Genomic DNA, 23,592 nt, shown 5'->3' with positions numbered 1-23,592 from the left:
CCTAAATCCGCCTATCAAAATTTCACATAAATTATCCAAATTTTTAATTTTTATCTAAAAATTTCATAGATTTTGACATAAATTCTAAAATATTTTCAAAAAAATTTAATTTGCCTAATTCTCCAAATACAGTGTTACAAAAATATCATAAAATCATAGTATAAATGCCATAAATTAACATCATAATAATCTAAAAAATCTAATAAAATAACTAAATAGTGATATTTTAGTATTTTATATATAATTAATTTATATATTAGAAAATAGAGATTTTAAATTTGTATTTTTTGCATAATTCTACAATTCTAACTTAGTTATTACATATACAATTAATTAACAAATAATAATTATTATAATACGGAAAATTTCTTATTTTAAATTTATTTAATTTTGTATATTATTTCAGTTACATTTTAATCATGATAAATAAAAGAGTTTATTTATCTACGAAAGGGTTTTGAATGAGAAGTAAAATAAATTTGCAATATACAAAAATTATGTTTAGCATACCTTGCGTGCTGCTTATGTCTTGTAGCAATATAAATGCTACTGGATTTTTGACTCAAAATGTCTATAATGATGATGTAGATTTTACATTTAACAATGCAGATCTGATACAGACATATGCGACTGAAACATATCAATTCAATGAAAATCTAAGCGTAACTACGACTGGCGGGCAACAAGTCGTATATGCAATGGAAGGCTCAGATTTAACATTTAATATAGCCCAAGATAAAACATTTAGTATCAATGGATATAAAAATGGTAATATTTTAAGATCAAGCTCAAATAATTCAGCAAATCCTGCCACTTTTAATATAAATGGCGGACATCTTTTTATAGATCAAACTTCTTTTAATAAAGATATAGGTGGATTATATACTGATAATAATGGATATATAAACATAAACAACCAATCTATCACTATAAATAATGTAGGCAATGCAATAGAGCTAAAAGATCAAAGTAAATTTAATATCACTACTGGCAATATAGAAATCACCAATGCGTATAGAGGTATTGCCATGCAAAGCAACGTTGGAGGATATACTGCTCCAAATATACTAAATTTAAACTCAGCAAATAATATCTCCATAGAAGCTATGCAAACTAATGGAGCTGGGATATACGCCTTAGCCTATACCGGCTTGGTTCCACCAAACGTAATCACACTAAAAGCAAACAATGATATAAAAATCGATAGTGCAGCGCAAGGAATCGCATCATTTGGTAAAAATGAGATAAGCTTAGAAGCAAAAAATATCGATATAGACGGTGGCACAAGGGCAATCTATAGTCGTGGATATGAAAACCTAGATAGCTTAGTAACTTTAAAAGCAAATAATAGTATAAATTTAACATCAAACGATACTGGAGTATATAGCTATAGAAATAGCACAGTAAATTTGAACGCGTCTGACATAACAATCAATGCTACAAAATACGCTATATATAGCAATGCCATTGCAGATACAGCGACAAGCTTAGTAAACCTAAATGCAAATAGCATAAAACTTGGCTCTTCTGATAACTATGTTGTGTATTCGGCAAATGACGGTTCAGTTGTAAGCCTAAATGCAAAAGATGTAAACATAAATGCCGTTTGGAGCTTATTTGCCGACAATAGTGGTAAGATAAATATCACTTCAGATATTTCAAATATCAATATAACAAATGACGCTCTAAGAGCTTATAATGGTGGTGATATAACTATAAATACAAATACAAACATACTAAATAGTGGTATAAATGCCATACGAACCAATACTAATGGCAAAGTCACCATAAACGCTCCAATCAATCAAATCAAAGGCGATATGTATTCTGCTGGTGGCGGAGAGATACGTACAGCTTTTAGCTCAAATGAGTCTAAATTTACTGGTTCTACTGATATAACTACCGGAGGCATTATAGATCTAGCATTTAGCAATGATGCTACTTGGTATAATATAGATGATAGCACTTTAAGTCATCTAAGACTAAATAAAGGTATAGTAGATATGTCTCATACTAGCGGGGGTCAAGATCTAGTTGTTGCTACAGACTTTAGTGGTAGCGATGGAGTCTTTGTCTTGGATATTTCTCCAGATGATATAAATCACGGTGGGACACAAACAGACTTTATAAGTATAGCTAGCGCCTTAGCTCCAGCCTCTGCTAAGATTAGAATCTCTAGCTCTTCTATCCCAAGCCTTAGCGAGTATGACTTTAGTGGTAGCAATAAGGCTATATGGTTTGGAGATGTTCATAATAATGTAACTTTTACAAGCGTCCAATCTAAAAGCATGGATGATGTGTATGATTATGTATTCCAAACTGATATAAATGTCAGGGGGGGGGGTAGCGTAAATGGAAACAACTGGTTTTTAGTAGGCTATGGCAAACGACAAAACGAAGCAGCAAATTCGATCATAAATGATTCCATACTAAGATATTTAGACATTAGCACACTTGAACTTGACTCTTTACACAAACGCCTTGGCGAGATACAAAACTATGATGAAAAAGACGGAATCTGGGCTAGAATAATAGGAGCCAAAGGCGAATATAACGACGCAAATATAAATTTCAACAACAAATATAATATGATCCAAGCAGGTTATGACAAGAGATATGACAATGATTATGGGGATTTCTTTAGTGGATTTGCTTTGAGCTATAAAGACAATGATATGGATTATAAATTTGGCAAAGGCGATAGTAAAAACATTGGTCTAGCCTTGTATGAATCATACTTCAATGAAGATAAATATTACATAGATTTTATTCTAAAATACAATCATATAAGAAATAAATTTGAAGCATTTAACGACATAGGTCAAACCATGCAAGCCAAATATAATACAAATATGGCAAATATAAGCTTAGAGCTAGGAAGAAAGCTACAAAATGAAGATGGATACTTTATCACTCCGCTTGGACAGATAAACTATGGGTATGTTAGAGGTGTTGATTACACAACTTCAACAGGTATAAAAGTCGAGCAAGATAACATAAATAGCCTTATAGGAAAACTTGGATTATACGCCGGTAAGGACTTTGAGCAAAGTAGCCACTACTTCAAATTTGGAGTTTTAAAAGAGTTTATAGATGAATACGGCGTATATATGCAAGGTAAAAAAGAGTCTTTGCATAAAACAATAAATATAGATGATAACTGGTATGAAGTCGGTATCGGTGGAGATATATGGCTAAACGATGATAAATCAAAAACCATATACTATAGCCTAGAAAAGACTTTTGGTGGCAGATATGAAACCAAATGGCAAGCCACAGCTGGATTTAGGTATTTGTTTTAGACTGTGCTAAGGCACGGTCTGTATATAATTTAGTTTTTATGCGGATAAAATTAACAAAATCGATAAAAAAATGAAAATTAACGTCAAATCTTATAAAAGAAATTTACTACTTTTTGTTATATAACCTTGCATAAACGTGTATTTAAAGCCTCATAAGGATAAATTTATACCGTCCTTTACGCTTTTCTTTGCTTAGCATTTTGTTGGTTTCAAATCCTACAAGGATAAATTTATACTACATCTTTGGTTGTATATGACACATTTTATAGTGAGTTTCAAATCCTACAAGGATAAATTTATACTGATTTTTTTAGTTTCGGCTTAGTTTCTGATTTGTGGTTTCAAATCCTACAAGGATAAATTTATACTGATACTTCCAGTTCCCCCACCAGCTCCACTAGTGCGTTTCAAATCCTACAAGGATAAATTTATACAAGCGTACAAAAATCGATAAAAAAGGTTCAAATTTAGGTTTCAAATCCTACAAGGATAAATTTATACGCAATCTTCTTCAGAAAAGACATGAAATTTTGATTCGTTTCAAATCCTACAAGGATAAATTTATACTTGTAAAATAATATTTACCAAGTCGCACATAAAAACGTTTTAAATCCTACAAGGATAAATTTATACTTATATCGTCCATAATCTATATAGCGTGGGCATATAGTTTTAAATCCTACAAGGATAAATTTATACTTTCCAGTCTATTTTGCAGTATTAATCAGTCTTGAGTTTTAAATCCTACAAGGATAAATTTATACAGTATATGCTAATGTCTTGATTTTTTACATAAGCGTTTTAAATCCTACAAGGATAAATTTATACAAAGGATTAGAAACATCTTGGTTAATATCACTAGGAGTTTTAAATCCTACAAGGATAAATTTATACTATTGTTCTATTTGGGCTGCATAAGTAATTAAGTCGTTTTAAATCCTACAAGGATAAATTTATACCTAAATCATTAACAGTTGTGGTATTTTCATCTGTGGTTTTAAATCCTACAAGGATAAATTTATACACTATTTGCTATAGAAGCTGGAACTACTGTCAAATCAGGTTTTAAATCCTACAAGGATAAATTTATACTGATCGGTTGCGAGAGGGTAGTATATCAAACGCAAGGTTTTAAATCCTACAAGGATAAATTTATACGTAGAGGGCAGAAAATATTCACTGATTTACAGAGTTGGTTTTAAATCCTACAAGGATAAATTTATACCTAAAAGCAGAACTTGACGCGAAATATAACATAGGTTTTAAATCCTACAAGGATAAATTTATACTCATATATTGTTGGAGTAAGTCCAAGAAAACTGAGTTTTAAATCCTACAAGGATAAATTTATACGTCTTTATTTCGTTATTTAGCTTTTGCATTGTGTCGGTTTTAAATCCTACAAGGATAAATTTATACTTAGCTCATCACCTTTAAATCTATGTAGATAATAAGCGTTTTAAATCCTACAAGGATAAATTTATACCTTGGTATATTTAAAGCAAATAAACTATTGCTCAAGTTTTAAATCCTACAAGGATAAATTTATACCGAAGAAAACTTTGTAGAGGTAAACAAGCCAGAAGGTTTTAAATCCTACAAGGATAAATTTATACATTTGAGTTTGCTACAACCGATGAACCTATCAAATTGTTTTAAATCCTACAAGGATAAATTTATACCCATAATAAATTATTTTAAAAGTGGAATAACTACCAGTTTCAAATCCTACAAGGATAAATTTATACTAAGCAATTGCAACTTTTGATTTATGAGCCAGTTGTTTCAAATCCTACAAGGATAAATTTATACATTATCTCAGAGATTGGCTACTAGAAAACCCAAAGTTTCAAATCCTACAAGGATAAATTTATACCAAATTCAATGTCTAATTGTTCTTGATAATATTTAGTTTCAAATCCTACAAGGATAAATTTATACTACAGCATTATCACGCATTTGAGCTTGAACCGCAAGTTTCAAATCCTACAAGGATAAATTTATACTATGGCTCAGCTAGGGGAAAAAGCGAAGCTACAAAAGAGAGTTTCAAATCCTACAAGGATAAATTTATACTATGGCTCAGCTAGGGGAAAAAGCGAAGCTACAAAAGAGAGTTTCAAATCCTACAAGGATAAATTTATACATTTTTCAGAGAAACTCGTGCAAGTTGGTGGATAGAGTTTCAAATCCTACAAGGATAAATTTATACTTTTATAGTTTGCTAGCAAGGGGCTTTCAATGTACCCACGTTTCAAATCCTACAAGGATAAATTTATACAATGGCGAAATAAACGGCTTTCAATGGACTTTAGTTTCAAATCCTACAAGGATAAATTTATACTTATCTGTTTTTGGCTTATTTGCTTGATTTTATCGGTTTCAAATCCTACAAGGATAAATTTATACTTATTAAGAAGTGCAGTTCTAATCTCATCTTCATTTGTTTCAAATCCTACAAGGATAAATTTATACAAAACGGGTGTAATAGTTCGAGAAACATCAGAACGTTTCAAATCCTACAAGGATAAATTTATACGAATAACATTCAACAGAATCATAAGAAGAACTAACAGTTTCAAATCCTACAAGGATAAATTTATACTCGCTGATTTTATGTATGTTACAGATAGTAGCGGGTTTCAAATCCTACAAGGATAAATTTATACCAAAAGTTGTTAATTTAGTTGTTAGTGTTTCTGGGCGTTTCAAATCCTACAAGGATAAATTTATACTGCTCTTTTGGATTACTCAAAAAAAGATAAACCTGGTTTCAAATCCTACAAGGATAAATTTATACGCTTCTATTTTAGACGGTGCGAAACCAAGCTCTTGTTTCAAATCCTACAAGGATAAATTTATACTAATGTACATCGCTACACAACTCAAAAAAAGGAGGTTTCAAATCCTACAAGGATAAATTTATACCCTTAGCGTTGCTGAGCTACACCACGCAATACCTAGGTTTCAAATCCTACAAGGATAAATTTATACCTGTAACTTGCTTTATAGGATTAGATAGAAGAGGCTTGTTTCAAATCCTACAAGGATAAATTTATACTCCAATAAGTGATTGAATATCAGCTTCAGAGCCGTTTCAAATCCTACAAGGATAAATTTATACGAGCTTGTCATATGGACAGCAGGAAGTGGCATAGGGTTTCAAATCCTACAAGGATAAATTTATACGCTAAGGATATAGACAGATATAAACTTGAAAAGCGTTTCAAATCCTACAAGGATAAATTTATACCAAAAACAATGGCAAAAAAGCCAAAAAACGCATAAGTTTCAAATCCTACAAGGATAAATTTATACCGTGAGATAAGAGCTATTATCAAGAGCTTAACCAGGTTTCAAATCCTACAAGGATAAATTTATACCTACAAAGCTTTTAAGCTTAGGCAATGAAATCTATCGTTTCAAATCCTACAAGGATAAATTTATACGGTCTGATAGCTCTTCAGCTGGGCGGTAAACCATAGTTTCAAATCCTACAAGGATAAATTTATACCTGATGGCGTGGTAGGAATGCAAACGATTAAGCTTCGTTTCAAATCCTACAAGGATAAATTTATACCTTAGCACGGCTTTTTTACTCCCTTTTTTTTTGTTAGTTTCAAATCCTACAAGGATAAATTTATACTAAAAAAAAGGGACTAAATGGAACTAATCAAACCGTTTCAAATCCTACAAGGATAAATTTATACACAAAGCTTTTAAGCTTAGGCAATGAAATCTATCGTTTCAAATCCTACAAGGATAAATTTATACTATGCTGACTTGGTTGTAGGAGCTGATAGCACTAGTTTCAAATCCTACAAGGATAAATTTATACTTTGAAAACAGCAATCTCGATAAGGAAGAGATTGGTTTCAAATCCTACAAGGATAAATTTATACAAGTTCCGCACAAACGATTTAATAGCCAAAACATTAGTTTCAAATCCTACAAGGATAAATTTATACCAGCCTACGCAATTGCAAATTTTCCATAAGTTGGATGTTTCAAATCCTACAAGGATAAATTTATACCTGATACATCTCTACCCATACGCCCTTCATCGACGTTTCAAATCCTACAAGGATAAATTTATACGGATTTAGGGCTAGAGTGTATAAAGATAGTCTTGGGTTTCAAATCCTACAAGGATAAATTTATACGTAGAACATTCGACCAAATCGTACCTACAAAGCTTTGTTTCAAATCCTACAAGGATAAATTTATACAAAATGAAGCCATTCGCTATACAAAATATAAGATGTTTCAAATCCTACAAGGATAAATTTATACTATGTATTTATTATCTTCAAGCTCTTTTAAGGCTGTGGTTTCAAATCCTACAAGGATAAATTTATACAAAGCCCCCAAACTCAAATTTAAACTCATCACAGGAAGTTTCAAATCCTACAAGGATAAATTTATACCTTTTTGGCTTGAATATATCTTTTATAAAGCCTTGAAGTTTCAAATCCTACAAGGATAAATTTATACTGTCTGCTACCTTAGAGCAAGTACTTAAGACTATGTTTCAAATCCTACAAGGATAAATTTATACAGTGTGGGAGGCATTAGCAGGGGTAGTTTCTCCGGTGTTTCAAATCCTACAAGGATAAATTTATACTTTTTGTTTTGGGGCTAAAAGAAAAATTCTTGTATGTTTCAAATCCTACAAGGATAAATTTATACTTAAGCTAATCATTAGCCACCTTTAAGAGAGAGGAGTTTCAAATCCTACAAGGATAAATTTATACCAGTCGTGGCGATAGCGAACAAGACACAACGCCACCTAGTTTCAAATCCTACAAGGATAAATTTATACTAAATAGAAACTAGCTCCTAAACGGATATTTGGGCGTTTCAAATCCTACAAGGATAAATTTATACCATTTTGATTATGATTTGCTTACAAAAGAACCTAGTTTCAAATCCTACAAGGATAAATTTATACTTTAGAACTTTATTCAGCTTAAGCTTTATTTTAGCAGTTTCAAATCCTACAAGGATAAATTTATACATTTCAAGACTAATCTCTTTTGATTTTCATTCAAAAGTTTCAAATCCTACAAGGATAAATTTATACTGCTAAGCCCAAAATCATTCGCCGTTTCAAGATGTTTCAAATCCTACAAGGATAAATTTATACCACAAGCTTTGGGGTAGGAAAGGTTGGAAATGGCATAGTTTCAAATCCTACAAGGATAAATTTATACTTTATCTGGGTACTCCACAAACTGAAGAGAGTATCTAGTTTCAAATCCTACAAGGATAAATTTATACAATCGCATTATAGATACTACAACAGATACAAATCGTTTCAAATCCTACAAGGATAAATTTATACAGGGAAATAGCGTGAGATTTTCAAAATACAACGCGTTTCAAATCCTACAAGGATAAATTTATACAGAACCCTACCATATCAAGGAAACGGCTACAAAAAGTTTCAAATCCTACAAGGATAAATTTATACTAGTGTTTGCTCATCTGCGTTCCCAAATAGCGGTGTTTCAAATCCTACAAGGATAAATTTATACGAACTACAATACAAACTTTGAAAAAAGAACAGTCGGTTTCAAATCCTACAAGGATAAATTTATACCGGTATAAAGCCGTTTATCTACACAAATATTCGATGTTTCAAATCCTACAAGGATAAATTTATACTGCTAGTGATGAGAGTGAGTTTTTGGAAAACTTGCGTTTCAAATCCTACAAGGATAAATTTATACGCCGACCAAAAAATAGAAGTTCCAAAAGAGTATGGTTTCAAATCCTACAAGGATAAATTTATACTTTTTCGTTTATAATAGTGGCTGTAGCTTTGATAGTTTCAAATCCTACAAGGATAAATTTATACCTTTTTTAGCTCATCAAACTGAATGCCTACGATTTGTTTCAAATCCTACAAGGATAAATTTATACAGCAATCAAATATTCTGTCTACAAGCAATTGATCTATTTATACAGCATATTATTATACTTTAAATAAGCTTAACCATATACTTACAAACAAAAATATACCCAATTTTACTAAATTTAATATTTCTTATAAATAGCTTTATTTGGATTTAGATTTTACCATCCCCCCTCTTACTTATATTTTAATTCTATTAAAACCATCTAATCTTGATTTATATTTATACATCTTATTCTTATTCTATATTATCTATTTACCTTCACCCTTATCCTTGCTTACCTTACTCTTGCTTACTTTATCCTTCTTCTCTTTACCTGTTCTATCTTTTTTAATATCGCTATTTATCTTATCTTTCTTCTCTTTAACCTTTTTACTACTTTTACTACTATTACCTTTAGATTTTAAATTTGATATATCATTGTCTCCATTTATAGATAGATCTGCTTTTATAGCTTCATATCTTTTATCACCTATACCTTTAACATTTTTAATATCTTCTATAGAATTAAATTTGTTTTTATTTCTATAATCTATAATAGCTTCAGCCCTGCTCTCTCCAATGCCAGGCAAAGCCATTAGCTCCTCTTTACTTGCTGTATTTAGATTAACAGCTCCATAAACTAAGCTTGATAGTAAAGCCATACTAGATACAAACTTAAACATCATATTCATTACTTATCCTTTTACTAGAATTTACTTGATTATAAGCATATATTTTAAAACTAAACTTAATAAGCTTGTTTGATGTAATAATTATATAATCTATGAGAAGAAAGGTAACACTTGGGGGTTAGTTAAGTAGATTTAAACAATAATACTATTTTAGTTTAAGAGTAATAAAGTAATATGATGTTTTGCATATAATGTTTATGGTTTTCCATTATAAAATTTAAATATTTTAGCTCTTTTGATTAGCTTATGTATTTCCCCTTATATGATTTTAAACTAAAAAAATAGCACAAAGATAAATAATCTTTAATGAGGATGCAAATTTCTTTATTTGATTAGAAATAAAAGTATAGAACCAATTGATTCATTCTATTTTAAATAAGTAATCTTGTGATTGTTCTTATGGTTTGATTTGCTAACATTGTTTGAAATCTACTTACTGGATTTTGGCTTATACCTTGACTTAGTTTCTCGCCATTAAATCAATAAAAGATAAATTAATAGAATAACTTAAATTTATTCTACTAAGATGTAAATACATATTAATATCAATAATATTAATAGCACCAATAACCTATCATTTCATATATATACCAAACAAATAGCCTAATATTATAAGAGCATAAACATAAAATCAAACATATTGATCAATAAGATTGAATTAATAATATTTGCAAATAAGACAACTTGATATAGATAGTAATAAAAATATTAAATTTGCAAACAAGCATAAAAAATCTAATAGGCAGCATTAAATATCTAGATAAATTTAATAAGTAATAAAAAGTAGTAAGACATTGTATTAATAAAAAATATTAAATTTAAAATAAGACTATCATATCATAAGAGCTTAATAAATAAAATAAGATTTTAACTAATAAAGAAACGATTTGAAATAAAAAAGATTTGACTAATTAAAAGAAATAAATTCATTAAACATTTACTCATACATAAAATTCAATTAAAAAGTAATAAGACTAAATTAATAAAAAAGATAATTTAATATAAAAATTTGATTGATAATAAGCTAAAGATTTTGATCGATAAATAAATGGTTCTAAATCAATAAAAGATAAAATTCAACATAAACATTTGATTAATAATAATGCACTACATCAATGGTAAAACATTAAACTAATCAATAGAATTTAATTTATATAAATAAAGAACTAAAAATAAAAAGTATTATTGAAATAAATAAAATATTGGTTGGTAAAAAGATTTGATTGAAATAAAGTGAATAATAACACAAAGCCCGCAGCGACCTACTTTTCCACATCCCAGTAAGAGAGAGTATCATCGGCCATGATGAGCTTAGCTTCTTGGTTCGAGATGGAGCAAGGCGTTTCCTCATCTGTATAGCCACGGGCAGTGTTAAATAAAAGAATGTTTAGTTATTCTCTTATTTAACACTGTTTGTGTTAGATAATTATCGTTAAAAGTCTTTTTAGTTTTAATTGGTAAAACTGATTTCTTTGCAAGAATATAATTTATCCTTAACAAGGAAGTGATGCTTATATAAAGATAAGCAAACGAGCTATTAGTACTGGTCAGCTAAAGGACTTTCATCCATTACACACCCAGCCTATCAAACTAGTAGTCTACTAGAGCTCTTAAAAGAAGATTCATCTTGGAGTTGGCTTCGAGCTTAGATGCTTTCAGCTCTTATCACATCCCGGCTTAGCTACCCAGCGATGCTCTTGGCAGAACAACTGGTACACCAGTGGCCAGTTCGACCCGGTCCTCTCGTACTAGGGTCAACTCTCCTCAATCTTCTTACGCCCACGGCAGATAGGGACCGAACTGTCTCACGACGTTCTGAACCCAGCTCGCGTACCGCTTTAAATGGCGAACAGCCATACCCTTGGGACCTGCTCCAGCCCCAGGATGCGATGAGCCGACATCGAGGTGCCAAACCTCCCCGTCGATGTGAGCTCTTGGGGGAGATCAGCCTGTTATCCCCGGGGTACCTTTTATCCTTTGAGCGATGGCCCTTCCACACAGAACCACCGGATCACTAAGACCGACTTTCGTCTCTGCTTGACGTGTATGTCTTGCAGTTAAGCTGGCTTATGCCTTTATACTCTACGAACGATTTCCAACCGTTCTGAGCCAACCTTTGTAAGCCTCCGTTACATTTTGGGAGGCGACCGCCCCAGTCAAACTACCCACCAGACATTGTCCTACCTAAGGATAACTTAGGCTAGTTAGCTACCCGAATAAAGAAGAGTGGTATCTCAACAATGGCTCACTATAAACCAGGGTCTATAGATCAAAGCCTCCCACCTATCCTGCGCATCTTTATCCAAGTAGCAGTGTCAAGCTGTAGTAAAGGTCCACGGGGTCTTTCCGTCTTGCCGCGGGTAGGAGGAATTTTCACCTCCACTACAATTTCACTGGATCTCTCTTTGAGACAGCTCCCATCTCGTTACGCCATTCATGCAGGTCGGTATTTAACCGACAAGGAATTTCGCTACCTTAGGACCGTTATAGTTACGGCCGCCGTTTACTCGGGCTTCGATCAAATGCTTCGCAGAGCTAACATCATCAATTAACCTTCGAGCACCGGGCAGGCGTCACACCCTATACATCCACTTACGTGTTAGCAGAGTGCTGTGTTTATGGTAAACAGTCGGGAGGGACTCTTTGTTGTAACCTTCTTTGCTTTGTAGAGTAAATCTACTAACAAAGTTAGGCACACCTTATACCGAAGATACGGTGCTATTTTGCAGAGTTCCTTAAAGAGAGTTCTTCCACGCGCCTTAGAATACTCATCCCACCCACCTGTGTCGGTTTACGGTACGGGCAATTATTACTAAACTTAGAAACTTTTCTTGGCTCGATAGTATCATGGATTCTCATTCAACTCCGAAGAGCGTCGTGAGCCTTTGAGGTCTCGGATAAAGAGTTACGGATTTGCCTATAACTCAACCTACGCCCTTAGACTAGCACTTCCATCCGCTAGCTCCACTAACTTTAAGCGTCCTTCCATCGCACATAATAATTGGTATTGGAATATTAACCAATTTTCCATCGCATACCCCTTTCGGACTTTGCTTAGGACCCGACTAACCCTACGATGACGAGCATCGCGTAGGAAACCTTGGGTTTTCGGCGTCTAGGATTCTCACCTAGATTATCGCTACTCATGCCTGCATGCTCACTTCTATCCGCTCCAGCACTCCTTACCGGTATACCTTCAACGCTGAATAGAACGCTCTCCTACCACTTAGTTAAAAACTAAGTCTAAAGCTTCGGTACTCATTTTAGCCCCGTTATATTTTCCGCGCAGAATCACTAGACCAGTGAGCTATTACGCTTTCTTTAAAGGATGGCTGCTTCTAAGCCAACCTCCTGGTTGTTTAAGTAACTCCACATCGTTTTCCACTTAAATGAGATTTAGGGACCTTAGCTGTTAGTCTGGGTTGTTCCCCTCTTGACGACGGATTTTATCACTCGCCGCCTGACTGCTGTGATTACATTATAAGTATTCGGAGTTTGATAGGGTTTGGTACATTGGTATATGCCCTAGCCCATTCAGTGCTCTACCCCTTATAATTACGACACAACGCTATACCTAAATATATTTCGGAGAGAACCAGCTATCACGATGTTTGATTGGCCTTTCACCCCTATCCACAAGTCATCAGGAGCCTTTTCAACGGCCGTCTGTTCGGTCCTCCACTGGCTCTTACACCAGTTTCAACCTGCTCATGGATAGATCACATCGTTTCGGGTCTGCAGCATCTGACTATACGCCCTATTAAGACTCGCTTTCGCTACGGCTCCGGGTTTCCTTAACCTCGCCAGACACCACAACTCGCAGGCTCATTATGCAAAAGGCAGTCCATCACACGTCATAAAGAATCGTGCTCTGAATGATTGTAAGCAAATGGTTTCAGGTTCTATTTCACTCTGATCACCTCAGTTCTTTTCACCTTTCCCTCACGGTACTTGTGCACTATCGGTCTAGTAGTAGTATTTAGGGTTGGAGAGTGGTCTCCCCAGCTTCAGACAGGATTTCACGTGTCCCGCCCTACTCAGGATACTGCTAAGTATAAACGCACTTTCATATACGGGGCTATCACCCACTATGGCTAACCTTTCCAGGTTATTCTATTAGTTTGTTTAAGTCTATGTTGCAGTCCTACAACCCCGTTAGTAAACTAACGGTTTGCCCTCTTACGCGTTCGCTCGCCGCTACTAGCGTAATCTCTTTTGATTTCTCTTCCTGTGGGTACTAAGATGTTTCAATTCCCCACGTTAGCTCTGTAAATACAGTAGTTAATATCACTATTAACTGGGTTGCCCCATTCAGAAATTCCCGGATCAAAGCCCCTTGACGGCTCCCCGAGACTTATCGCAGCCTGGCACGTCTTTCATCGCCTCTACTAGCCAAGGCATCCACCATTTGCTCTTAGTAGCTTACCTTTTTTAGTCTTCTCACAAGAGCAAAGCTCTTGTTCCGATGGGAAGTGCAAGCACTCCCTCAACCCACCTAAAGCACAACACAATATAAATATTGTGTTCATTTTCCATAAAGACAAACTTAATACTAAATTTGGTATTTCGGAATTGAGAAGTTTTTATATTTTTGTTTAGATTATTATTCTAATTTGCATCACTTCCTTGTTAAAGATAAAAAATAAATTTGATAATTTATATTTTACAATATTTAAATATATACTATAAGACGGAAAGCATTAACTACTACTAAGTAAGTTTTAAAACTTAATAGATTGTGATGTTAAACTTGATAGTTAATATTTTAGTTATTGGGATAACAGATTGTTTAATTAACTATTTGCTAAACTAGTCTATATTTAAAGCTCTAACAAGTCCTGTAAAATTGTTTTATTTATTAAAACTTGATTGTGACTTTTAACAATGATAATTTAAATAACTTTAGACAAAAGTCTAATTTAAAAACTAATGTTAGTTCTTAAATTAGACTTTTATAAAATATTAAACTATTGGTGGAGAATAGCGGGATCGAACCGCTGACCTCCTGCGTGCAAAGCAGGCGCTCTCCCAGCTGAGCTAATTCCCCAATATAGCAATCTCTCAAACCTAAACAAGTGTGATTGAGACCTCTTTCTTAACTAGCAGTTGTGAGACTTACTAGTATGTACTCTAGAAAGGAGGTGATCCAACCGCAGGTTCTCCTACGGTTACCTTGTTACGACTTCACCCCAGTCGCTGATTCCACTGTGGACCGTAGCTAGTTTAGCATTCGGGCTTCGAGTGAAATCAACTCCCATGGTGTGACGGGCGGTGAGTACAAGACCCGGGAACGTATTCACCGTAGCATGGCTGATCTACGATTACTAGCGATTCCGGCTTCATGCTCTCGAGTTGCAGAGAGCAATCCGAACTGGGACATATTTTATAGATTTGCTCCATCTCGCGATATTGCATCTCATTGTATATGCCATTGTAGCACGTGTGTCGCCCTGGGCATAAGGGCCATGATGACTTGACGTCGTCCACACCTTCCTCCTCCTTACGAAGGCAGTCTATTTAGAGTGCTCAGCCGAACTGTTAGCAACTAAATACGTGGGTTGCGCTCGTTGCGGGACTTAACCCAACATCTCACGACACGAGCTGACGACAGCCGTGCAGCACCTGTCTCTAAGTTCTAGCAAGCTAGCACCCTCATATCTCTACAAGGTTCTTAGGATATCAAGCCCAGGTAAGGTTCTTCGCGTATCTTCGAATTAAACCACATGCTCCACCGCTTGTGCGGGTCCCCGTCTATTCCTTTGAGTTTTAATCTTGCGACCGTACTCCCCAGGCGGTATACTTAATCCGTTAGGTGCATTACTGCCGTGACTAGCACAGCAACAACTAGTATACATCGTTTAGGGCGTGGACTACCAGGGTATCTAATCCTGTTTGCTCCCCACGCTTTCACGCATTAGCGTCAGTTGAGTTCCAGCAGATCGCCTTCGCAATGGGTATTCCTGGTGATCTCTACGGATTTTACCCCTACACCACCAATTCCATCTGCCTCTCCCTCACTCTAGATTATCAGTTTCTCAAGCAGTTTAACAGTTAAGCTGTTAGATTTCACAAAAGACTTGATAATCCGCCTACGCGTCCTTTACGCCCAGTGATTCCGAGTAACGCTTGCACCCTCCGTATTACCGCGGCTGCTGGCACGGAGTTAGCCGGTGCTTATTCCTACAATACCGTCATGGTTCTTCTTGTAGAAAAGGAGTTTACGCTCCGAAAAGTGTCATCCTCCACGCGGCGTTGCTGCTTCAGGGTTTCCCCCATTGAGCAATATTCCCTACTGCTGCCTCCCGTAGGAGTCTGGACCGTGTCTCAGTTCCAGTGTGACTGATCATCCTCTCAGACCAGTTATGCGTCAAAGCCTTGGTGAGCCATTACCTCACCAACTAGCTGATACAATATAGTCTCATCCTACACCGAAAAACTTTCCCGACTTAACTTATGTTAAGAAGGAGTATGGAGTATTAGCAGTCATTTCTAACTGTTGTCCTCCAGTGTAGGGCAGATTAACTATACATTACTCACCCGTGCGCCACTAAGATTTAAAAAAGCAAGCTTTCTTAAATCTCCGTTCGACTTGCATGTATTAGGCACGCCGCCAGCGTTCACTCTGAGCCAGGATCAAACTCTCCATAAAATTTATGCAAAAGACTTTTTATCTTGCAGATGAAAAGTCAGCATAAATTTGGGATAAACCCAAATTTATTATGAAGTTTTTAATCTAAAAACTTTTAAGTTTTATATATTAATAAGTATAAAGATAATATAATTATTTTTATACTATAGAACTTACTTTAAAAAGTAGTTCTGGCTCAATCGATCACTTGTTTAGATTTCAAAGATTGACTATAAAAAATAGTTTAACATTTATAATTTTAAAAAACATCGAAAAGTGAAGTGATTTCTAATATCTAGAAGAAGATAGAAGGTCTTTCTCATTTCGTGAGCTGGAATTATACAAGAGACATACTTAAATATAGCTTAAAGAATTGGGGAAATTGAGAAAAGTTGGGGAAAATGTATTTTTAGTGGAGGATAAATTTAAATACTTACATTAATAATATAAATAAACTCGCGTAAAAGAAATACTGAGTTTATTGCCTCAAAAAGTCAAGTAATCAATCCGTTAATTAAATATAAATATATTTTTTGATAAAATTACGCAAATTTAAGCGGGATAATTATGCAAAAATATATTGATATTTTAAACAAAAACGGACTTTTGAAGATTATAGATACACCTTGCGATATCGATCTTGAAATCGCTCATTTAAGTTACATAGAGGTCAAAAAAGATAGCTCAAAAGCTCTTTTATTTACTCATCCAACAGATAAAAATGGTAAAAAATTTGATCCAGTTTTGACAAACACATTTGGAAGTTTTGAAGCCTTGAATTTAATACTTGGCAAAGATAGCAATGAAATTGCAAAAGAAATACAAAGTTTGTTAAAACCTAAAAAACCAACCACAATCAAAGAAAAACTTGACTTTTTTTCCAAACTATTTTCACTCAAATCAGCTCTTCCAAAAAGACTAAGCTCACGCGGTCAGTGCCAAGAAATAGCCCAAAACGAGCTAAATTTATACGATTTGCCGATCTTAAAAACATGGGAAGAAGATGGAGGAGCCTTCATCACAATGGGTCAAGTCTATACAAAAGATCTAAACTCAAACACGCAAAATCTCGGAATGTATCGCCTCCAAGTACATTCAAAAAATGAGCTTGGAATGCACTGGCAAATCCACAAAGACGCCGCTCATTTCTTCCACGAATACAAAAAAGCTGGAGTCAAAATGCCAGTAACTGTCGCAATTGGCGGTGATCCACTTTACATTTGGTGCGGTCAAGCGCCACTGCCTAAAAATATTTTTGAGCTTATGCTTTATGGATTTATCAGAAAAACTCCAGCCAAACTCGTAAAATCACTCACAAACGATATTTTTATTCCACACGATGTAGATTACGTCATAGAGGGCTTTGTCGACACAAATAGACTAAAAGATGAGGGTAAATTTGGCGACCATACTGGATTTTACACTCCGGTTGAGCCTTTTCCTGTTATGGAAGTCACCAAAATCACTCACAAAAAAAATCCTATTTTTCACGCTACTGTCGTCGGTAAACCGCCGCTTGAGGACAAATACATGGGATACGCGACTGAGCGTATTTTTATGCCACTTTTGCAAACCACAGTTCCTGAGCTGATTGATTATAAAATGCCTGAAAATGGGGTTTTTCACAATCTAATCTTGGCTAAATTTAAAGAGTGCTATCCAGCTCAAGCAACTCAAATGATGCACGCGTTTTGGGGCGTTGGGCAAATGAGCTTTGTCAAACACGCCATTTTTGTGCCAGAAACTGCACCAAATTTAGACGATTATGCAAATTTAGCAAGGTATATTTTGAATAAATTTAGCCCAAAAAGTATGCTTATAAGCAGCGGCGTGTGCGACCAGCTAGATCACGCTAGCCCAAACTCATGCTTTGGTGGTAAGCTTGGAATCGATGCGAGTATTGATTTTGAGCCTGAGACTGTAAATTTGCTAAGCGATGATGAGCTTTTGGCTAAATTTAAAAGCATAAATAAAAATATGTTAGAAGTCAAGCAGCATTTTACAGATACGAAAAACCCGATTTGTTTTGTTAAATTTGATAAAGATAAGCTTGTTAAAAGTGTTTTTGATGAGCTATGTAAATTTAAAGAACATTTCAAAATCTTAATCTTTATCGATAACGATGTAAGGCTAAATAACCTTTATATGCTTGTTTGGAGAGTAACAAATAATATTGATGCACTGCGTGATATTTTTATAAATGATGAGCAAATTTGCGTGGACGCGACTAGGAAGCACGAATGGGAGGGCTACACTCGTGGCTGGCCAAAGGAGACTAATTGCACAAGGCAAGTCGTAGAAAAGCTCATAAATAAGGGTCTTTTGGAGCGTGACGAACAGCTTTTTGAAAAATTTGAGATATTTGGTTAAAAGAAGTTTGAGAGATGAAAATAGCAGTTTTTGACTCAGGTATAGGCGGACTAAGCCTTTTAAATGAAGCTTTAAAAGCCTTTTGTGGCGTGGATTTTATATATTTTGCTGATAACTTAAACGCACCTTATGGCACAAAAAGCAAAGACGAAATAACAAAACTCACCATAAATGCGGCTCAATTTTTAGTAGAACAAAACGTAGATATGATAGTCATCGCTTGCAATACAGCCACAAGCGCCGCAATATGCGAGCTTAGAGCTAGCTTCAGCCTACCAATAGTAGGAATGGAGCCAGCCATAAAACTAGGCGCAAACTCCAGCGGAGACATACTCGTAGTCGCCACTCCAGCCACGATAAAAGGCAACAAACTCTCAGATCTCATCCACAGAGTAAATTTAGAAACAAAAACTAGACTTTTAGGTATGCCAAAACTCGTTGAATTTGCTCAAAATATGGATTTTGATAGCATAGAAGTAAAAAAATATATCAAAGATGAATTATCCAAATTTGACATTGATAAAACTGAGCTTTTGGTTCTTGGATGCACTCATTTTAACTACTTCAAAGATAGTTTTAGAGAGCTTTTGCCAGCTCACGTCAGCATCATAGATGGCATAAACGGAACGATAAAAGAGATGATGCGCAAACTTGGAAATATAAGTAAATTTGGCGAGAAAAACAAGCTTAGATATTTTTCATCCTATGAAGAGATGGATACAAAACTCATCGAGCCATATCTAAAAAGGCTCGATGAAATGAGTAAAATCAGCTAAGGTTTTCTTATCACAAATCTCAAAGTCGGGCCATCTTGCTCGACTGCTAAGACTTCAAATCCCCTATTTTTAGCATCAACTGGGATTGAGTTGATAGCTTGTGGACAGTCGCAAAGTACTTCAAGCACCTCGCCCTTTTTCATCTTTGGCAACACTTCAAGAGTCGCAACTGCTGGCATCGGGCAAGCCTCGCCTTGGATATCAAGTGTATAAGTAATTTCAACATTTTCTAGATTAGCCATTAGTAGCCTCCTTTAGCAAAAAATCGTTTTTTGTAAGCAAAAATTAGTGCGATTGAAAGTAGTAAAAGCCCCACATTTAGAGCAAGTCCTGGCAAAGCACCAAATTCATTTAAAAACTGGATTTTGGCACCAGCTTTTAGCCATGCTGGAATTTCGTCATAAATAAGCGCTAAAACCGCAGTTCCAGCGAAATTTGCTACGCCAACTATCATAAAGTGCATTTGACCCTCAGCTGCCCTATAAGTCCATCCGCACTCACAACCACCAGCAAACACAATACCAAAACCAAACAAAAATGCCCCAAGCGCAACAGCAACTGAAAAGCTTCTCACAAACGCAGTGTAGCCGTTTAGCATAAGTACAAAAACTATAAATGTGGCAATAATCATTCCATAAAATGCGCCTTTTGCTGCGTTGTCACGGCCAAACAAAAATAGATCGCGAAAGCATGAAGTGAAGCAAACTTGACCACGTGAAATAATAAAACCAAAAGCAAGACCAAACATAAGCCCAAGCGGCACAAATGATGCCTTATTTTTCAGTGCAAACGGCTCAGTGGTCGCAAAAAGATAGACAAGCCATGCAATGGTAACGACTAAAATCGCAATGCCGTATCTAAAATGGCGTTTTGCACGTGCTTTGTCATGCTCAATGCCTTTACCATGCACGCCACAGTTTTCTAAAGTGACTTTTGGCATAAAAATTCTAAGCTTACCGACCTTTGTAGCAGTCCAAATACCAAGCACCATAAAAATGGCAAATTCCCAAGTATGCAAAGAAAAATATGGCAGACCAGTGAAAAAATCAAGCAAGTTACAACCAAATGCAAGCCTAGCACCAAATCCAGATAAAAGCCCACCGATGATAGCTTGAGCTATACGAATGTGTGAAGCTGGAAGGCGAAATTTGACTTTGTTTGCCCAAAGAGCTGCTATGGTTGCACCAAGGAACATACCGATAAGCACCATTCCCTCATATCTGGTAAGCGGATTGCCTGAGAGATTTGTCATCTGATAATAGCTATATTTGCTAGTATCAAGCCCAAAAAGCTCCAAAAACTCGCCGCCCCAGCGCGTCATCTCGCCAGTGACTTGCCAACCTGTACCAAAAAAACCAAAATATATTGAAGCGATTATGGCAAGCGCTACCATGGCCTTTGCGGTATCCCAAAAATACACAAGATACTTTTGTTTGAATTGATTCAAAACAGAATTCATCGAATTAACCTTTAAATTTGTTATATGCCAAACTGGCATTTAAGGGCGTAATTGTAATAAAAAATACATTTAATACTATTTAAATAAAAGAATTAAATTTATAATAAAAGCTAAAAGATAATTTACGTTAATTTTACGTAGCTGATTTAAAATTAGACTATATTTTTGTAAAAGGAGTTCAAGGTGGCAATCTCTAGAAGATCATTTTTAAAAACAAGCACAGCCATTGGAACATTAGCAGCATTTGAACTAAATTTAGGAGCAAAAAGCTCATTAATAAATCAAAGCTCAAAACTAGTTCCAAGTGTTTGTGAAATGTGCTCAACACGCTGTCCTATCGAAGCTCAAGTCATCGATGGAAAATGTAATTTCATACAAGGAAATCCTAAATTTAACGCCAACAAAACCTCAGTTTGCGCAAGAGGTGGGGCTGGATTAAACCAGCTATATGACCCAAAACGCATCGTAACACCGCTTATAAGAGTTGGACAAAGAGGAGAGAATAAATGGCGTGAAGCTAGCTGGAAAGAGGCTTTGGAATTATGTGCTAAAAAGCTTGATGAGATCAAGCAAAAATACGGTCCACAAAGCGTTGTTTTCACATCAAAAAGCGGAGAAAGCCATACTCAAATGACAAATTTCGCCTGTGCTTATGGTAGTCCGAATATATTTTCTCACTGGTCTTGCTGCCCTATTACATATAATATGGTTTTAAGCCACACTTATGGCTCAGGGCTTAGCAGAGACTACGCAAATGCAAAATATATAGTAAATTTCGGACATAATCTTTTTGAAGGTCTTGTCATATCTGACACTAAAAAACTTGCCAAATTTGCTAGCAAAGAAGACGCAAAGCTTTTGGTTTTAGATCCAAGATTTAGCGGAGTTGCAGCAAAAGCAGATGAGTGGCTTCCTGTAAAGCCTGGAACTGATTTAGCATTTTTAATGGCTCTTATTCATGTTTGGATAAGAGATGAAAAATATGATAAGAAATTTATCGAAGAATACACTATAGGCATAGATGAAGTCATAAAATCTGTCAAGGAAACAAGCCCAAAATGGCAAGAAAATATAACAGGTATCAAAGCAAAAGATGTCGAAAGAATAGCTGATGAAATTTGGGCTAAAGCGCCTCAAGTTATCATCGACTGGGGACACAAAACCACAACGACAAAGGCTGAATACCAAAGAACAAGAGCCATAGCTATAGCAAATGCCCTAATGGGAAATCTTGAAAAACGAGGCGGAATATTCTTTGGCAAAGATGCAAAAACATTTAACAAATTATGTGGCGAGGAGCTATTTCCGACTTTGGCAAATCCAGATGCCGCATTCAAAATCCCAAAAACACAGAGAATAGATGGATGTGGCGAAGAAGGTCATAAACACTTCTTCATCTCAAGAAAACATGGTGTTTTGATGGATATAGCTCCAGCGATTTTAAGCCAAAAGCCATACCCTATAAAAGGCTGGGTAAATACAAGATTTAACCACCTTATAAATGTCGCTGGCACAAAAGATACTATAAAAGCCATAAAAGAGCTTGATTTTGTCGTGTCTATCGACGTCTATTTAAATGACTTTTCAAATTTAGCTGATGTGGTTTTGCCTGAGGCAACATACCTGGAAAGAGATGAGAGTATACAAAACAAGTCTGGCACCGCTCCAGGATATTACATGAGAAATAAAGCAATTGAGCCAATAGCTGGTACAAAAAGCGGATATGAGATATTTAGAGAGCTAGCTAGACTTATGAAAATAGATCAAAACTACACTTGGAATACTATAAATGAATACAGAATGATCCAAGCAAAAGGCAACGACAAGCTTGTAGCAGATCTCATAAAAGACGGATATGTAAACTGGAAAGTCCCGCAAGTTTATTACAGAGAAAAAAGCTATGTGTCTAAATTTGTCGAAAAATATTCAAATGCGGCGCAATTCGTAGATGAAAATGGGCAAATGAGTTCACAGATCAAATTTAAAACACCAAGTGGAAAAATAGAGCTATTTTTAGCCAGCATAGAAGAGAAACTTCCTGGCGAAGGCTCACTAAACACAAATAACATGGACGTTTATGGCGGTCATGAGTTTTGTTTGATGACTGGAAAAACAGCTATTCACACAAACGGTCATACTCAAAGCCTACCTATATTAAATAATCTAATGAGTTTTTCTCCGCTATGGATAAATACCAAAGCAGCCAAACAAAAAAACTTAAAAGATGGCGATAAGGTTATACTAAAAAACGAATTTGGCGAAGTAGAAGCCACTTTGATGCTTACTGAGGGAATCAGAGAAGATACTTTATTTTTATATCATGGATTTGGTCACATTACGCCTGATTTGACAAGATCAAATATGATAGGAACCAACCAAAGTGTTATTTTAAATCCAGCAGATGGAGTAGTTTGTGGAACTATGGTAACAAATGTTGGCGTAGATATAATCAAGGCTTAGGAGTA

General features: G+C 35.2%; 6 protein-coding genes, 1 tRNA gene, 3 rRNA genes, 1 pseudogene and 1 CRISPR repeat array. Of the genes and pseudogenes, 4 read left to right on the top strand and 7 right to left on the bottom strand.

What is annotated here, in order from left to right:
* Positions 1-461: 461 nt before the first annotated feature.
* Positions 462-3,302 carry an autotransporter outer membrane beta-barrel domain-containing protein gene (locus CIG1485E_RS03280; RefSeq protein ID WP_038453675.1) on the top strand — a complete coding sequence of 947 codons (2,841 nt, stop codon included), beginning with the start codon at positions 462-464 and terminating at the stop codon, positions 3,300-3,302.
* 206 nt (positions 3,303-3,508) lie between these two features.
* Positions 3,509-9,227: direct repeats of the CRISPR family, unit length 30 nt; unit sequence GTTTCAAATCCTACAAGGATAAATTTATAC.
* Positions 9,228-9,651: 424 nt separating this feature from the next.
* On the opposite strand, the pseudogene CIG1485E_RS09590 reads toward CIG1485E_RS03280, so the two are convergent.
* The 5 genes and pseudogenes from CIG1485E_RS09590 to CIG1485E_RS03255 all read right to left on the bottom strand — a co-directional run.
* Positions 9,652-9,885: pseudogene (locus CIG1485E_RS09590) on the bottom strand (ComEA family DNA-binding protein); the annotation flags it as partial.
* 1,258 nt (positions 9,886-11,143) lie between these two features.
* Positions 11,144-11,261, bottom strand: a 5S ribosomal RNA gene (gene rrf / locus CIG1485E_RS03270).
* 150 nt (positions 11,262-11,411) lie between these two features.
* Positions 11,412-14,322: ribosomal RNA gene (locus CIG1485E_RS03265) — 23S ribosomal RNA — on the bottom strand.
* 543 nt (positions 14,323-14,865) lie between these two features.
* A tRNA-Ala gene (locus tag CIG1485E_RS03260) sits at positions 14,866-14,941 on the bottom strand.
* Between the two features lie 87 nt (positions 14,942-15,028).
* Positions 15,029-16,543: ribosomal RNA gene (locus CIG1485E_RS03255) — 16S ribosomal RNA — on the bottom strand.
* Together the 16S, 23S and 5S rRNA genes with 1 tRNA gene alongside form the textbook arrangement of a ribosomal RNA operon.
* A gap of 546 nt (positions 16,544-17,089) precedes the next feature.
* Between CIG1485E_RS03255 and CIG1485E_RS03250 the strand changes: the two genes are divergently transcribed.
* Together CIG1485E_RS03250 and murI are read left to right on the top strand one after the other, a co-directional pair.
* Positions 17,090-18,892 (top strand): menaquinone biosynthesis decarboxylase, encoded by a 1,803-nt coding sequence (locus CIG1485E_RS03250; protein ID WP_038453673.1) that lies wholly within the window; start codon positions 17,090-17,092, stop codon positions 18,890-18,892.
* 14 nt (positions 18,893-18,906) lie between these two features.
* Complete coding sequence (murI, locus tag CIG1485E_RS03245) at positions 18,907-19,668, top strand: glutamate racemase (RefSeq protein WP_038453672.1); 762 nt, start codon at positions 18,907-18,909, stop codon at positions 19,666-19,668.
* On the opposite strand, the gene yedF is transcribed toward murI, so the two are convergent.
* Positions 19,665-19,910 carry a sulfurtransferase-like selenium metabolism protein YedF gene (gene yedF, locus CIG1485E_RS03240; protein ID WP_038453671.1) on the bottom strand — a complete coding sequence of 82 codons (246 nt, stop codon included), beginning with the start codon at positions 19,908-19,910 and terminating at the stop codon, positions 19,665-19,667. The genes murI and yedF overlap by 4 nt on opposite strands.
* The gene (gene yedE / locus CIG1485E_RS03235; protein WP_200876045.1) at positions 19,910-21,115 is read right to left on the bottom strand and encodes a selenium metabolism membrane protein YedE/FdhT; all 1,206 of its coding nucleotides are present in this window, start codon (positions 21,113-21,115) and stop codon (positions 19,910-19,912) included. Before yedE ends, yedF begins: the two co-directional genes overlap by 1 nt.
* 195 nt (positions 21,116-21,310) lie before the next feature.
* Here yedE and phsA point away from each other — a divergent pair, with 195 nt between their 5' ends.
* On the top strand, positions 21,311-23,587 hold the full coding sequence (gene phsA / locus CIG1485E_RS03230) for a thiosulfate reductase PhsA (RefSeq protein ID WP_038453668.1): 2,277 nt from the start codon (positions 21,311-21,313) through the stop codon (positions 23,585-23,587).
* The last annotated feature ends 5 nt before the right edge of the window (positions 23,588-23,592 follow it).

The organism is Campylobacter iguaniorum, from assembly GCF_000736415.1.
Classification (GTDB): Bacteria; Campylobacterota; Campylobacteria; order Campylobacterales; family Campylobacteraceae; genus Campylobacter; species Campylobacter iguaniorum.
Note: the sequence above shows the minus strand (reverse complement) of the source record. Positions and strands in the feature narration are given on the sequence as shown.

Bases quoted from the DNA above. Each gene is read 5' to 3' on its own strand.
- CIG1485E_RS03280 (WP_038453675.1), top strand. From the start codon at position 462: ATGAGAAGTAAAATAAATTTGCAATATACAAAAATTATGTTTAGCATA.
- yedF (WP_038453671.1), bottom strand. From the start codon at position 19,910: ATGGCTAATCTAGAAAATGTTGAAATTACTTATACACTTGATATCCAA.
- murI (WP_038453672.1), top strand. From the start codon at position 18,907: ATGAAAATAGCAGTTTTTGACTCAGGTATAGGCGGACTAAGCCTTTTA.
- CIG1485E_RS03250 (WP_038453673.1), top strand. From the start codon at position 17,090: ATGCAAAAATATATTGATATTTTAAACAAAAACGGACTTTTGAAGATT.